This window comes from Streptomyces sp. NPDC042336, from assembly GCF_055581985.1.
Genome location: NZ_JBVJEA010000012.1, coordinates 195,926 through 210,913 on the forward strand (window position 1 = coordinate 195,926; position 14,988 = coordinate 210,913).

Annotated in this window: 11 protein-coding genes; 8 read left to right on the plus strand and 3 right to left on the minus strand. The window is 72.4% G+C overall.

Features of this window, described 5'->3' with window-relative positions; all coding sequences use genetic code 11:
- The first annotated feature begins 61 nt into the window (after positions 1-61).
- The 4 genes from ACZ6IM_RS25715 (at position 62) to ACZ6IM_RS25730 (ending at position 7,099) form a co-directional block, all read left to right on the plus strand.
- Complete coding sequence (locus ACZ6IM_RS25715; protein WP_052840455.1) at positions 62-1,141, plus strand: DUF1996 domain-containing protein; 1,080 nt, start codon at positions 62-64, stop codon at positions 1,139-1,141.
- A gap of 130 nt (positions 1,142-1,271) precedes the next feature.
- Positions 1,272-3,041: a discoidin domain-containing protein gene (locus ACZ6IM_RS25720; protein ID WP_469559397.1), complete on the plus strand. Its 1,770-nt coding sequence runs from the start codon at positions 1,272-1,274 to the stop codon at positions 3,039-3,041.
- Between the two features lie 18 nt (positions 3,042-3,059).
- The gene (locus ACZ6IM_RS25725) at positions 3,060-6,005 is read left to right on the plus strand and encodes a beta-glucosidase (protein WP_052843000.1); all 2,946 of its coding nucleotides are present in this window, start codon (positions 3,060-3,062) and stop codon (positions 6,003-6,005) included.
- 53 nt (positions 6,006-6,058) lie between these two features.
- On the plus strand, positions 6,059-7,099 hold the full coding sequence (locus ACZ6IM_RS25730) for a LacI family DNA-binding transcriptional regulator (protein WP_469559400.1): 1,041 nt from the start codon (positions 6,059-6,061) through the stop codon (positions 7,097-7,099).
- Positions 7,100-7,135: 36 nt separating this feature from the next.
- On the opposite strand, the gene ACZ6IM_RS25735 is transcribed toward ACZ6IM_RS25730, so the two are convergent.
- Both ACZ6IM_RS25735 and ACZ6IM_RS25740 read right to left on the minus strand, forming a co-directional pair.
- Positions 7,136-7,789, minus strand: coding sequence for a TetR/AcrR family transcriptional regulator (locus tag ACZ6IM_RS25735; protein WP_052843002.1), 654 nt, complete (start codon positions 7,787-7,789; stop codon positions 7,136-7,138).
- Between the two features lie 91 nt (positions 7,790-7,880).
- On the minus strand, positions 7,881-9,197 hold the full coding sequence (locus tag ACZ6IM_RS25740) for an ROK family protein (RefSeq protein WP_469559404.1): 1,317 nt from the start codon (positions 9,195-9,197) through the stop codon (positions 7,881-7,883).
- 175 nt (positions 9,198-9,372) lie between these two features.
- Between ACZ6IM_RS25740 and ACZ6IM_RS25745 the strand changes: the two genes are divergently transcribed.
- From ACZ6IM_RS25745 to ACZ6IM_RS25760, 4 genes are all read left to right on the plus strand, one after another.
- A complete protein-coding gene (locus ACZ6IM_RS25745) occupies positions 9,373-10,689 on the plus strand; it encodes an ABC transporter substrate-binding protein (protein ID WP_469559407.1) in 1,317 nt (438 codons plus the stop codon).
- Positions 10,690-10,762: 73 nt separating this feature from the next.
- The gene (locus ACZ6IM_RS25750; RefSeq protein ID WP_052843005.1) at positions 10,763-11,791 is read left to right on the plus strand and encodes a carbohydrate ABC transporter permease; all 1,029 of its coding nucleotides are present in this window, start codon (positions 10,763-10,765) and stop codon (positions 11,789-11,791) included.
- 7 nt (positions 11,792-11,798) lie between these two features.
- Entirely contained in the window at positions 11,799-12,638 is an 840-nt protein-coding gene (locus ACZ6IM_RS25755; RefSeq protein ID WP_052843037.1) for a carbohydrate ABC transporter permease, read from the plus strand.
- Positions 12,639-12,685: 47 nt separating this feature from the next.
- Positions 12,686-14,044, plus strand: coding sequence for a GH1 family beta-glucosidase (locus tag ACZ6IM_RS25760; RefSeq protein WP_469559410.1), 1,359 nt, complete (start codon positions 12,686-12,688; stop codon positions 14,042-14,044).
- A 25-nt stretch (positions 14,045-14,069) separates the two neighbouring features.
- Here the strand turns inward: ACZ6IM_RS25760 and ACZ6IM_RS25765 are convergent, their stop codons facing one another.
- Entirely contained in the window at positions 14,070-14,888 is an 819-nt protein-coding gene (locus tag ACZ6IM_RS25765) for an SAM-dependent methyltransferase (RefSeq protein WP_052843007.1), read from the minus strand.
- Positions 14,889-14,988 lie beyond the last annotated feature (100 nt).

Genomic DNA, 14,988 nt, shown 5'->3' on the forward strand with positions numbered 1-14,988 from the left:
CAACACTCCGACTCGGGAGAGCGCTCTCCGAGAATTTCCCCGACCTTCTCAGGAGGTCTCCATGCCACGGAGATCGAAAGTTCTGTCCGGCACCCTCGTCGCGAGCGCGTTACTGCTGACCTCGATCGGCATCGGCACCGTCGCGGCCAACGCGGACACCCCCGCCACCGCCTCAGCCCCCGCCACGCACGCCGGGCACACCATGGCGGTCTCGACCGCCTCCTCGCCCGAGGATCCGGACGGCGACGGCTACATCCCCGCGAACCCGCCGGTCACCGGCGTCACCCCGTCCACGAAGGAGCCGCCGCACCGCTACTTCCACGAGTTCCAGGCCAACTGCGCGGTCAGCCACACGGCGCCCGACGACCCGATCGTGTACGCGCAGCAGCCCGGGAAGTCGCACGACCACACCTTCATGGGCAACACGACGACCAACGCGTACAGCACCACCGCCTCGCTCGACGCCGGGTCCACCACCTGTCTGGCGCCCGGCGACCGCTCGGGCTACTGGATGCCGACCATGTACGACGGCGACCGCCCGGTGCTCCCCGTCGGCCCGCAGACCATCTACTACAAGGCCGGCGTCACCGACTACACCAGCGTGCGGCCCTTCCCGAAGGGGCTGCGCTACGTCGTCGCCAGCCCGATGCAGAGCGCCCAGGAGTTCCGCGACCACCCGGGCTTCGTCGAGGGCTGGGAGTGCGGCGACAGCTTCTTCAACGTCGACTTCCCGACCGACTGCCCCGAGCGCCAGGACGTCCAGGTCAACATCCGCTTCCAGGCGCCCAGTTGCTGGGACGGCAGAAACCTGGACACGCCGGACCACAAGAGCCACATGGCGTATCCGGTGGTCAACCCGGGGACCAACAACAACGTCTGCCCGGCCGACCACCCGGTCGCCCTGCCGATGATCGAGTTCAAGATGGCCTTCCCGGTCAACGGTGACCTCTCCCGGGTGCGACTGGCCAGTGGCGCGAGCTACTCGTTCCACTACGACTTCTTCAACGCCTGGGACGAGCGGACCCTCGACACCATGGTCGGCCACTGCATCGTCGGCGGGCTGCAGTGCGACGCGCGCGGCTACGACCAGACCCACCCGGAGGCCGGAGCGGCGCTCAACGCGGACTACGAGCTGCCCTGACCCTGCCCCTCTCCAGCAGACCGGCCCGGCCGTCCATGCCCCGCCACGGCCGGGCCGCCCCCAAAGAAGAGCGCAAGCCTCCCGCCCCCAACCCCCCAACCCCCAACCCCCGCAGACCGGAGACGCCCCGATGAGCCGACCCCACACCCGCACCACCGGACTCACCCCGGCCCGCAGACTCACCGCCCCCCTGACCGCAGGCCTGCTCACGCTCGGCGCGCTCACCGCCCTGCCCGCGGCGCAGGCACACGCCGTCGGCAGCGTCGTGAAGGTCACGGGCGGCCAGGGCAACTGGCAACTGACCGTCGACGGCAGCCCCTACACGGTCAAGGGCCTCACCTGGGGACCGTCCCCCGCCGACGCCGACCGGTACATGCCCGACCTGGCGTCCATGGGCGTCAACACCATCCGCACCTGGGGCACCGACGCGAGCAGCCGCCCGCTCCTCGACTCCGCCGCCGCCCACGGCGTCAAGGTCATCGCCGGCTTCTGGCTCCAGCCCGGCGGCGGCCCGGGCAGCGGCGGCTGCGTCAACTACCTCACGGACACGGCGTACAAGGACCAGATGCTCGCCGAGTTCCCGCGCTGGGTGCAGGAGTACAAGGACCACCCGGGCGTCCTGATGTGGAACGTCGGCAACGAGTCGGTGCTCGGCCTGCAGAACTGCTACAGCGGCGACGAGCTGGAGCGCCAGCGCGACGCCTACACCACCTTCGTCAACGACGTCACCAAGAAGATCCACGCCGTCGACCCGAACCACCCGGTCACCTCCACCGACGCCTGGGTCGGCGCATGGCCGTACTACAAGAAGAACGCCCCCGACCTCGACCTGTACGCCGTCAACTCCTACGACGCCGTCTGCGACGTCCGGACCGCCTGGGAACAGGGCGGGTACACCAAGCCGTACATCGTCACCGAGTCGGGACCGGCCGGCGAGTGGGAGGTGCCGGACGACGCCAACGGCGTACCGAAGGAGCCCACCGACCAGGCCAAGGCACAGGGGTACACCGACGCGTGGGACTGCGTCACCGGGCACCGCGGCGTCGCCCTGGGCGCGACCCTGTTCCACTACGGCACCGAGTACGACTTCGGCGGCATCTGGTTCAACCTGCTGCCCGCGGGACAGAAACGGCTGTCGTACTACGCCGTGAAGCGGGCCTACGGCGGTGACACCTCCGGCGACAACACCCCGCCCGTCGTCGGCGGCTTCGGCGTCGAGGGCGACGCGGGCAAGGTGCAGGCCGGCAAGGACCTGGTCCTGACCGTGCGCGCCACCGACCCGGACGGCGACCCGATCGCGTACGAGGTGCTGGCCAACAGCAACTACATCGACCAGGGCAAGCAGTTGACCACGCTCCCCGCCACCGACCTCGGCGGCGGACGCCTCAAGGTCACGGCCCCCGACCGGCCGGGCGTGTGGAAGCTGTACGTCAAGGCCACCGACGGCAAGGGGAACGCAGGCGTCGAGACCGTGTCGGCGCGGGTCGTGCCGCCGGCCGTGGACGGCACCAACGTGGCCCTCGGCAAACCGGCCACCGCGTCCTCCTTCCAGCCCGGCTACGGCGACTGCCCCTGCACCGCGGCCAACGCAGTGGACGGGAACCCGAACACCCGGTGGGCCAGTGACTGGAGCGACCCGCAGTGGGTCCAGGTGGACCTCGGCACGCGCACCGCGTTCCGGCACGTCCAGCTGTACTGGGAGGCCTCCTACGCCAAGGCCTACACCGTCCAGACCTCCGACGACGGACAGAACTGGCGGACCGTGTCCACGGTGACCGACGGCAACGGCGGTGTCGACACCCTCGACGTCGCAGGTACCGGCCGCTACGTCCGCGTCAACGGGACCGCACGCGGCACGGGTTACGGCTACTCGCTGTACGAGTTCGGCGTCTACAGCTGACGCCGGGGACGAGATCGGATGGGGGAGACCCGGGTGGGCACGAGTGATGAAGAGATCGACCGGCTGCTCGGCAAACTCACACCGCACGCCCGCGCACTGCTGCTCAGCGGCGCCACGACCTGGCGCACCCGGGCGGAACCGGCCGTGGGTCTGCGGGAGCTGGTGATGTCGGACGGCCCGGCGGGCGTACGGGGCGAGGCCTGGGACGAGCGGAACACCTCCGTCCTGCTGCCGTCCGCCTCGGCGCTCGCCGCCACCTGGGACGAGGCACTGGTCGAACGCCTCGGCGGTCTGCTCGCCGCCGAGGCCCTGCGCAAGGGCGTGGACGTCCTCCTCGCCCCCACCCTCAACCTGCACCGCAGTCCGCTGGGCGGCCGGCACTTCGAGTGCCTCTCCGAGGACCCCGAACTGACCGGCCGCATCGGAGCCGCGCTGGTCCGCGGTGTGCAGGCCCACGGCGTGGCCGCCACCGCCAAGCACTACGTGGCCAACGACTCCGAGACCGACCGCCTCACCGTCGACGTGCGGGTGGGCGAGCGGGCGCTGCGGGAGGTCTACCTCGCGCCCTTCGAGGCGGCGGTGGCCGCGGGGGTCCGGCTCGTCATGGCGGGATACAACGCGGTCAACGGCACCACCATGACCGCGAACGCCCTGCTCACCGATCCGCTGAAGAGCGAGTGGGGCTTCGACGGAGTCGTCGTCTCCGACTGGGGCGCGGTGCGCGGCACCGTCGACACCGCCCGCGCCGGTCTCGACCTCGCCATGCCCGGGCCCGACGGCCCCTGGGGCGAGGCGCTGGCACGGGCGGTGACCGACGGCGACGTACCCGAGGCGGCCGTCGACGACAAGGCACGTCGACTGCTGCGGCTCGCGGCCTGGCTGGGAGCGCTGGGCGGGCACGACGCGCCTCCACCGGGGGCCCCGGACAGACCGTCCGGCGCACAGGGTCCGCCACTGCCGCCCGACGCGGAGGGCCCCTCGGACCGGGTCGCGTCGGGCCGGGCTCCGTCGTCCGGCGTGGAGCGGGTGCTGGGCCCGGTCCTGCCGCCGGGTGCGGGGTTCGCGTCGGCTTCGGCTCCTTCGCCCGGTGCGGAGGTCTGGCCGGGTGGGGTTTCGCCGTCCGGCGCGGAGGGCCCCTCGGGCCCGGCCGCGTTGCCCGGTGCGGGAGATTCGTCGCCTTCGGCTCGTCCGCCTGGTGCGGAGGGTTCCTCGGACCGGGTCGCGGCGTCCGGTGCGGAGGGTCCGTCGGGCCGGGCTCCGTCGCCCGGCGCGCGGCGGGTGCCGGGCCCGGTCCTGCCGCCGGGTGCGGGGTTCGCGTCGGCTTCGGCTCTCGCACCCGGCGTGGAGGTTTCCTCCGGCCGGGTCGCGGTGCCCGGTGCGGGGACGTCCGCTGTCCCGGACCCGGCATGCGTCGGCGACGCCCGTGCCCTGGCCCGGCGTGCCGTTGCCGCAGGTACCGTGCTGCTGGACAACAAGGGCGTCCTGCCGTTCGATCCCGAGAGCCTCGGGACGGTCGCCGTGATCGGCGCGCATGCCGCGCGGACCCGTACCCAGGGCGGCGGCAGCGCGGGTGTCTTCCCGCAGGACGAGGTGTCCGTCCTGGACGGCATCCGGGCCGCCCTGCGCGGCCGGGCCCGCGTCGTCCACGTCCCGGGCCCCCGGCCGGACGGCCCCGCGCCTCCACTGGACCAGAGCACCTGCACCGACCCGCGCTCCGGACTGCCCGGCGTGCTGCTGCGGATGCTGGACGCGGACGGCCGCGAGCTGTACGCCGAGCGGCGTCGTGGCGGGCGGCTGCTGGAGCCCCGCCTGGTGCCGGGCGCGCACACCGTCGAGATCCGCGCCCGGCTGCGCCCCCGCACCGGGGGCTCCTGGACCCTGGGCGTGGCCGGCTTCGGCCGGATGAGCCTGACCCTGGACGGACGCACCCTGCTGGAGGGCGACTTCCCGCCCCTCACCGACGACCCGGCGGTCGTGCACGTCAACCCGCCCGCCCAGTACGCCACCGCGGACCTCGCCGTCAGCCGGGACGCCCTGCTGGTGGCCCGCCGCGAGCTGGCACCCGGCACCGGACGGGCGACCGTCGTCGTCGCGGCGCCACCCGCCCCGGACGTGACCGCGGCGCTGTCCGAGGCCGCCCGCGCGGCGGGGGCGGCGGAGGCGGCGGTCGTGGTCGTCGGCACCACCGAGCACGGGGAGTCGGAGGGCTACGACCGTACGGTCCTGGCGCTCGGCGCCACCCAGGACGCGCTGGTCCGTGCCGTCGCGGCCGCCAACCCGCGCACGGTCGCCGTCGTCAACAGCGGTGGCCCGGTGGAGCTGCCGTGGCGGGAGGAGGCGGGCGCGGTGCTGCTGGCCTGGTTCCCCGGGCAGGAGGGCGGCGCCGGACTCGCCGACGTGCTCCTCGGCCGGGCCGAGCCGGGCGGACGGCTGCCCACCACCTGGCCGGCCGTCCTCGCCGACGCCCCGGTCACCCGCACCCGTCCGGACGGTGGCCGCCTCGACTACGACGAGGGCCTGCACCTCGGCTACCGGGGCTGGCTGCGCCACCACCGCCCGCCCGCCTACTGGTTCGGCCACGGGCTCGGCTACACCACGTGGACCTACGAGGCGCTGACCGTCCCGCCGCTGACCCGCGCGGGCGACGACCTCACCGTGCGCGTGCGGGTGCGCAACACCGGGTCCCGGGCGGGCCGGGAGGTCGTGCAGGTGTACCTGGCCCGGCCCGCCTCGGCGCTCGACCGTCCCGCGCGGGCACTCGGCGGGTACGCCGCCGTGCGGGCCAGCCCGGGAGAGACGGTGACCGCGACGGTACGGGTCCCGGCGCGGGCGCTGTGCCACTGGTCGGTGGCGGAGCACGCCTGGCGCTCGGAGCCGGGGCCCTGCCGGGTGCTGGCCGGGAGGTCGGCGGGGGATGTGCCGCTGGTCGCGGAGCTGGAGGTGGTGCCCCCGCCCCCGGCGTGAGGCGACGGAGAGCGCTCTACCACGCGCCGGACCCCGCCCGTTAGGGTGCGGGCATGAGCAGACAGGCCCCGACCCTGGAGGACGTGGCCCGGGAGGCCGGCGTCTCCCGGGCCACCGTCTCGCGGGTGGTCAACGGCGTCCGCAACGTGGACCCGGCCATCCAGGACCTGGTCCGCCGGGCCATCGAACGGACCGGGTACGCGCCCAACCAGGCCGCCAGGCAGCTGGTCACCCGGCGCACGACGACCGTCGCCCTGGTCGTCTCGGGCGCGGGCGACGCCTCGGACACGGAACACAACGCGTTCGCCACCCGGGTGTTCGCCGACCCCTTCTTCGGTCGCGTCGTCGCAGGCGTGGTCGGGCACCTGCGGCCGCGCAGGATGCACCCGGTGCTGATGTTCGCCGAGACGCCCGAGGCCCGGCAGGAGGTGGTGGCCTACCTCAGGCAGGGCGGAGCGGACGGCGCGCTGGTGGTGTCCACGCACCCCGACGATCCGCTGCCCGCGCTGCTCGCCGGTGCCGGGCTGGCGGCGGTGCTGTTCGCCCGTCCGGGCCGTCCGGTGCCGCTCAGCCACGTCGACCTGGCCCACCGCGACGGCGGCCGGCTCGCCGCGGAGCACCTGCTGGAGCGGGGGTGTGGCCGGATAGCCACCGTCACCGGCCCGCTGGCGGTCGCGGCCAGCCAGGAGCGCCTGGCCGGCTTCCGCGACACCCTGGCCCGGCACGGGCACCCGTACGTGCCGGTGGCGGAGGGCGGCTTCACCGTGGACAGCGGCATGGCCGCGATGACGTCGCTGCTCGCCGAACACCCGGACACCGACGGCGTGTTCACGGCCAACGACCTGATGGCCCAGGGCGCCGTACAGGTGCTGCGCGACCACGGTCGCCGGGTGCCGCAGGACGTCGCGGTCGTCGGCTTCGACGACTCCAGCGTGGCCGTCACCTGCCGGCCCCGGCTGACCACCGTACGGCAGCCGGTGGAGGAGATGGCGGCCGCGATGGCCCGCCTCCTCGACGACCACATCACGGGCGCCCGCACCGAACCCACGTCGCTGATCTTCGACCCGGAACTGGTGGTACGGGACTCGGCGTAGCACCGGGGCCCGCGTTCCGGCCCGCGTCAGGGACGGTCAGGGGAGCGCGGCCTCGATGTGCGCGAGGTGGGCGGCGAGGATCTCCTCGAAGGCGGCGCCGCGGTCCGCACCGAGCGGGCGGATCTCGCGGGCGAAGTGGGCCAGGGCGGGGAAGCGCTCGGGATCGGCGCCCAGTACCGCGACCCGGAACTGCTCCATGCCCTGCTCGTGCTCCTCGGTGCCGACGGCGCCGAACCCGCCCTCGGCGGTGATCAGCGAGGCGATCAGGATCACGAGCCGGTGGTAGCGCGCCGGGATCTCGTCGTCGGGCAGGCCCGAGGCGCGCAGGGCCTGCAGCACCTCTTCCATCATCAGCCGGGAACCGGTGCCACCCGATCCGTGGCGCCCCCAGACCGCGGCGAGCTGGGGCTGCTGCCCGAAGGCCTCGCGCAGACGCAGGGCCACGGAGGTGAGGCGCTGCTTCCAGTCGCCCTCCGGCCGGTAGCCGTCCATGGCGGAGAGCAGGATCCGGTCGGCGACCGCACGCAGCAGCTCGGTCTTGTTGCGGAAGTGCCGGTAGAGACTGGAGGAGTCGGTCCCCAGCGCCGCGGCGAGCTTGCGCACGCTGAACGTCTCGGCGTCGCCCGTGAGCAGCAGCTCCGCCGCCGCGTCCAGGATCTGCTCGGTCGACCAACGCCTGCGGCCAGCCATCTCGTCGTTCTCCCTGTCGCTCTCGTCCGCCCTCCCCGTCGGCCCAGCCTAGTCCACGCACCTGCCGCTGCACGCGCCGCGCGCAGCCCCCTCACCCCCCGCCCCGCTGCCCCGCCAGCCTCCCCCCGAGCGCCGCCCGCCACGCCGGGGCCGGCGCGGGGGAGTCGACCGGCAGACGCCGGCCGCCGCGGGCGAAGAACGCCGCCAGCGGCAGGATCGCGGCGCCCACCGTCACCGCGTCGGGGCCGAGCCGGCCGAGCGCGATGCCCACCCGTCCGGCGGGGTGCCGCAGGGCGTGGGCCAGCGTGTGGGCCCGTACCGACTCCAGGAACACCGGGCCGAGTTGGAGCCCGGCCCAGCCGCCCACCAGGATCCGCTCGGGCTGGAAGAGGTTGACCAGGTCGGCCAGCCCCGCGCCCAGGTACTCGGCGGTCTCCGCCAGCACCCGTGCCGCCACCGGGTCCGGAGCGCCTCCGTCCCCGGGCCGGGCCGCAGCCAGCATGGCGGTCAGCGCGGCCTCCTCGTCGGTGCCGGGCGGCGGCTCACCGCCCGCCTCCCGCCACCGCGCCAGCAGGGCCTCCGCGCCGGCGTACGCCTCCAGGCACCCCCGCGCTCCGCACCGGCAGCGGCGCCCCCGGACCCGTACCGTCAGGTGCCCCCACTCCACCGCACGCCCCTGCTCCACCTCGTCGGTGACGACGCACGCGCCGACCCCGGAGCCGAAGAGCACGACCACGGCGTTGTGCGCGCCGCGTCCGCCGCCGAACCACATCTCGGCCTGCCCCAGCGTCCTGGCGCCGTTCTCGATGAACAGCGGTACGTGCGGGCCCAGTCGGCCCGAGCGGCGCAGCAGCGCCTCCAGCGGGACCGCGTCCCAGCCGACGGTCTGGCCGTGCACCAGGGTGCCGTCGGCCGTGCGCTCGACGATCCCGGGGACGCCGATGCCGACGCCCAGCAGCTCGCTGGGGCCCTGCGCCGGGCCGTGGGCGGCGAGCACCTCCGCGACGCCGTCGAGGATGTGCCCGGCGACGACACCGACGTCGTACGAGCGCGACCCGTGACCCGGCAACGCGCGTTCCGTACGGGCCAGTTCGGCCATCGACAGGTCGAACAGCTCCACGCGCACACGGGTCTCGCCGACGTCGACCCCGACGAGGCGCCCCCGGTCCGCCGCGACGCGGACGAGGGTGCGCGGCCGGCCGCCGTCCGCGCCGAGGGTGCCCGCCTCCTCCACCAGCCCGTCGGCCATCAGCTCGGCGACCACATTGCTGACGGAACCCGAACTCAGTCCCGCCGCCGAGCCCAGCGCGAGCCGGCTCATCGGCCCGTCGAAATACAACCGTTGCAGAACGGTGCTGCGGCTCTCCCGCCGCAGGTCACGGACCGTACGCCCGCCGTGCCTGGCCATCCGGCCCCTTCCTCTGGTGCCCTCGCGAGACCGCCGAAGCTGCGCGAGACCTTGACGAGTCTTTCTCTCGGGGTTTAACTCACGTCCTAAATTAAGCCATGAGGGGCTTCGGAAGAGAACAGCCGAGGCCGCCGTCGGGACTTCCCGACCGACTCCCGGAAGGAACCCAGGAGCCATGCGCAGCATCCGAGCCGCGGCCGTAGGCGCCGTCACCATGTCTCTCGCACTCGCCGCCACGGCCTGCGGAGGGGGCTCCTCCTCGGGCGGCGGATCCAACGACTCGCCGAAGGAACTCACCTACTGGGCGTCCAACCAGGGCGCCAGCGTCGAGGTCGACAAGAAGGTGCTCCAGCCCGAACTCGACAAGTTCGAGAAGGAGACCGGCATCAAGGTCAAGCTGGAGGTGGTGCCCTGGTCCGACCTGCTGAACCGGATCCTCACCGCCACCACCTCGGGACAGGGCCCCGACGTCCTGAACATCGGCAACACCTGGAGCGCCTCCCTCCAGGCCACCGGCGCACTGCTGCCCTGGGACGCGAAGAACTTCGAGAAGATCGGCGGCAGGGACCGCTTCGTCGACTCCGCGCTCGGCTCCACCGGTGTCGAGGGGCAGGACCCCGCCGCGGTCCCGCTGTACTCGATGGCGTACGCGCTCTACTACAACAAGCAGATGTTCGCCGACGCCGGCATCACCAAGCCCCCGGCCACCTGGGACGAGCTGGTCGCGACCGGCAAGAAGATCTCCAAGGACGGCAAGTGGGGCCTGGGCGCCGAGGGTTCCAACCTGTCCAACAACATCCACCAGGTCTTCGTCCTCGCCAAGCAGCACGGCGCCGACTTCTTCAGCGCCGAAGGCAAGCCCGACTTCACCTCCGACGGGGTCGTCGCGGCCGTCAAGCAGTACGTCGACCTGATGGCCGTGGACAAGGTCGTCGCCCCCGGCAACGCCGAGTACGCGCAGAACCAGTCCCTCAGCGACTTCGCCAAGGGCAAGACCGCGATGGTGCTGTGGCAGACCGCCTCCGCCACCTTCAAGACCATGGGCATGAAGGACGACGAGTGGGGCGTCGCCCCCGCGCCCGTCCCGTCCGGGGCCCCGGGCGCCGGCAAGGCCACCAACTCCATGGTCGCCGGCATCAACATGGCCGTCTTCAAGAACAGCGACAACCTCGACGGCGCCACCGAGTTCGTGAAGTTCATGACCGGCGACGCCGAGCAGAAGGTCCTCAACAAGGCCTACGGCTCCATCCCGCCGGTCAAGGCCGCCCAGTCCGACCCCGCGTTCAACACCCAGGGCACCGCCGTGCTGCGCCAGACCCTCGCCACCAGCGCCGCCGCGCTGCCCCAGGTGCCCGACGAGTCGCAGTTCGAGACCGCGGTCGGCACCGCCGTCAAGGAACTGTTCGCCGACGCCGCGGCCGGCCGCGAGGTGACCACCGAGTCCGTCAAGGAGAAGCTCGCCAAGGCACAGCAGCAGATGCCCAACAAGTGAGCACCTGCACCAGGGGCACGACCCCCATCCCGAACCCCGTTCCACCGACTCCGACACGGACACGGACCCAGCCATGACCACCACGACCGCCTCGGCGCGGCCCGGCGAGCGGACGGTCGGCAAGAGCTCCCCCGGGACGGCGCGCGGACCCCGCCGCCGTCCCGGGCGGATCCGCCGCATCGGCCTGCCCTACCTGCTGCTCCTGCCGGCCCTGCTCCTCGAACTCCTGGTCCACCTGGTGCCGATGGTCATCGGCATCGTGATGAGCTTCAAGGAACTCACCCAGTTCTACATCCGCGACTGGACCACCGCCCCGTGGACCGGCCTCGACAACTTCACCATGTCGGTGGACTTCGACGCCCCCGTCGGCGAGGCGCTGCTCCACTCCTTCCTCGTCACCTGCGCCTTCACGGTCCTCTCCGTCGGCCTGTGCTGGCTGATCGGTACCGCCGCCGCGATCTGCATGCAGGACACCTTCCGCGGCCGGGGCCTGCTCCGCGCGATCTTCCTGGTGCCGTACGCCCTGCCCGTCTACGCCGCCGTCATCACCTGGGCGTTCATGTTCCAGCACGACAACGGCCTGGTGAACCACGTCCTGCACGACCAGCTCGGCCTCACCGACAAACCCTCGTTCTGGCTGATCGGCGACAACAGCTTCGTCGCGCTGCTCGTGGTGTCGGTCTGGAAGGGCTGGCCGTTCGCCTTCCTGATCGTCATGGCCGGACTCCAGAACATCCCCAAGGAGCTGTACGAGGCCGCAGCCCTGGACGGCGCCGGCGTCTGGCAGCAGATCCGCCGCATCACCCTGCCGTCGCTGCGCCCCGTCAACCAGGTCCTCGTCCTGGTGCTGTTCCTGTGGACGTTCAACGACTTCAACACGCCGTTCGTCCTGTTCGGCAAGGCCGCACCGGAGGCCGCCGACCTGATCTCCATCCACATCTACCAGTCGTCGTTCGTCACCTGGAACTTCGGCACCGGCTCCGCGATGTCGGTCCTGCTGCTGCTCTTCCTGCTGCTGGTGACGGGTGTGTACCTGTTCCTGACCTCCAGGACCACGCGGGCGCCCCGCACCGCCCGGGAAAGGAAGACGGCCGATGTCTAGGTCCCCGATCGCGGCGCCGCGCTCCTTCACGTGGACCCGCCGCGTCTTCCTCACCCTGCTCACCGGATTCGTCCTGCTGCCGGTGTACGTCATGGTCTCCAGCTCGCTGAAGCCGCTGGAGGACGTCTCCAGCCAGTTCCACTGGCTGCCGAGCGACCTCACCGTCCGCCCCTACATCGACATCTGGTCGACGGTCCCGCTGGCGAAGTACTTCGTGAACTCGCTGATCGTGGCCGGCGCCGCGACCGTCTGCTCCGTCGTGATCGCGGTCTTCGCCGCCTACGCCGTCAGCCGCTACGAGTTCCGCGGCAAGCGCGTCTTCTCGGTGACCGTCCTGTCCACGCAGATGTTCCCGGGCATCCTCTTCCTGCTGCCCCTGTTCCTGATCTACGTCAACATCGGCAACGCCACCGGCATCGCCCTGTTCGGCTCCCGCGGCGGCCTCATCCTCACCTACCTGACCTTCTCCCTGCCCTTCTCCATCTGGATGCTCATCGGGTACTTCGACTCGGTGCCCCGCGACCTGGACGAGGCGGCCCTCGTGGACGGCTGCGGGCCGCTGCGCGCCCTGTTCAAGGTGGTCGTCCCCGCCGCCATCCCCGGCATCGTCGCGGTCGCCGTCTACGCCTTCATGACTGCCTGGGGCGAGGTCCTGTTCGCCTCGGTCATGACCAACGACGCCACCCGCACCCTCGCGGTCGGACTCCAGGGCTACTCCACGCAGAACGACGTGTACTGGAACCAGATCATGGCCGCCTCGCTGGTCGTGAGCGTCCCCGTGGTCGCGGGCTTCCTGCTCCTCCAGCGCTATCTCGTGGCGGGGCTGACGGCCGGAGCCGTCAAGTGAGCGCCGTTCCGCCGCACTCCGCTGTTCCCCAACCCGAAAGGACCTTCGTGACCATCGACTTCGCCGCACTCCCGGACGACTTCCTGTGGGGCACGGCCACATCGGCGTACCAGATCGAGGGAGCCGTGGCGGAGGACGGACGTTCGCCGTCGATCTGGGACACCTTCTCGCACACCCCCGGGAAGATCGACAACAACGACCACGGCGACGTCGCCTGCGACCACTACCACCGCACCCACGAGGACATCGAGCTGATGCGGCGGCTGGGCACCAACGCCTACCGCCTCTCCGTCGCCTGGCCGCGCGTCCTGCCGGGCGGCGACGGCCCGGTCAACGCGAAGGGCCTCGCTTTCTACGACCGGCTCGTCGACGACCTGCTGGCGGCCGGCATCACCCCGTCCGTCACCCTCTACCACTGGGACCTGCCGCAGACGCTCCAGGACCGGGGCGGCTGGCCCGAGCGCGCGACCGCCGAGCGCTTCGCGGCGTACGCCTCCGTCGTCGCCGAACGCCTCGGCGACCGCGTCGGTCACTGGGCCACCCTCAACGAGCCGCTGTGCTCGGCCTGGATCGGCCACCTGGAGGGCAAGATGGCCCCCGGCTGGACCGACCTGACGGCGGCCGTCCGCGCCTCCTACCACCTGCTGCTCGGCCACGGCCTGGCGATGGAGGCCATTCGCGCGGCGGCCCCCGACGCCCAGGTGGGCATCGTCAACAACCTCTCCACCATCCACGCCGCCACCGACCGCGACGAGGACCTGGCCGCCGCCCGCCGCATGGACGGCCACACCAACCGCTGGTGGCTGGACCCGATCCACGGCCGCGGCTTCCCGGAGGACATGCGCGAGGTCTACGGCGTCGAACTCCCCGAACACCCTGGCGACATGAGGCTCATCGGCGCCGGTCCGGACTGGCTGGGCCTGAACTACTACTTCCCCCAGACCGTCGCAGCCGACCCCACGGCACCCGCGCCGTACGTCCGCACCGTCCGCCGCGCCGGGGTGCCGCGCACCGGCATGGACTGGGAGATCGACGCGGGCGGCATCGAGGACCTGCTGCTGCGCCTCACCGAGGAGTACGGGGCGCGCAAGCTGTACGTCACCGAGAACGGCTCCTCCTTCCCCGACGTGGTCCGCCCCGACGGCACGATCGACGACCCCGAGCGCCAGGAGTACCTGACCGCCCACCTCGCGGCCTGCGCATCCGCCGCCCGCAGGGGTGCCCCGCTGGCCGGCTACTTCGCCTGGTCGCTGCTGGACAACTTCGAGTGGGCGTACGGCTACGACAAGCGTTTCGGCCTGGTCCACGTCGACTACGCGACACAGGTGCGCACCATCAAGGGCAGTGGACACCACTACGCCGACATCATCGGCCGGGCGCGGGGGAGGGAGCGCAAGGCCGCCTGAGCCCCCGGGGGCGGGCGCCCGCGCCTCAGGCGTCCTTCCTCGCCACTCCGCCGTAGATGCCGATCGGCGGGGCGTCGGGGCGCCGTGCCTCCTCGGGGCGCCAGTCGGTGACCCGGACCAGCCCCGGCTCGACCAGCGAGAAGTCGCCGAACAGGTCGAGGACCGCGGCGTGCGTACGCAGGTTGAGGGACGCGGTGGCCTTGTTGTAGACGGCCGCCGCGTCCTCGCGCCGGTCGTCGTGGACGTCGCCCGTCGCGTGCGACAGGATCAGGTAGGAGCCGGCCGGCAGCGCGTCGCGCAGCGTGGCGACGATGCCCGCCGGGTCCTCGGCGTCGGCGACGAAGTGCACGACGGCCACCAGCAGCAGCGCCACCGGTCGGTCGAAGTCGATGACCGCGCGCACCTGGGGGTGGTCGAGGATCGCGCGGGGGTCGCGCAGGTCGGCCAGGACGACGGTGGTGTCCGGGTCGTCCGACAGGGCCCTGGAATGGGTGGCGACAATGGGGTCGTTGTCGACGTACGCGACCCGGGTCCCGGGGGCGACGGACCGTGCGATCTGGTGCACGTTGGGCTCGGTGGGCAGGCCCGTGCCCACGTCGAGTATCTGGCGGATCCCGCCCTCGGCCACCACGTGCCGCACCGCGCGGTGCATGAAGTGCCGGTTGGCCAGGACCCCCTCGCGCACCTCGGGCGCCGACTTCATGAACTGCTCGGCGGCCCTCTGGTCGACCTCGTAGTTGTCCTTGCCGCCGAGGAAGTAGTCGTACATGCGGGCGGGATGGGGCCTGCTGGTGTCGATCCGGTCGGGATGGGCGGCGCTCTCGCCACTGCTCAGGGAGGTCATACGGCCTGACTCCGTCCTCAACTCGTTGGCCACCCACGGCACACGCGTGGTGAGCACCCGGGTGAGTGCCTGTCGGAACATCATCTTGGCATGGGAGCGG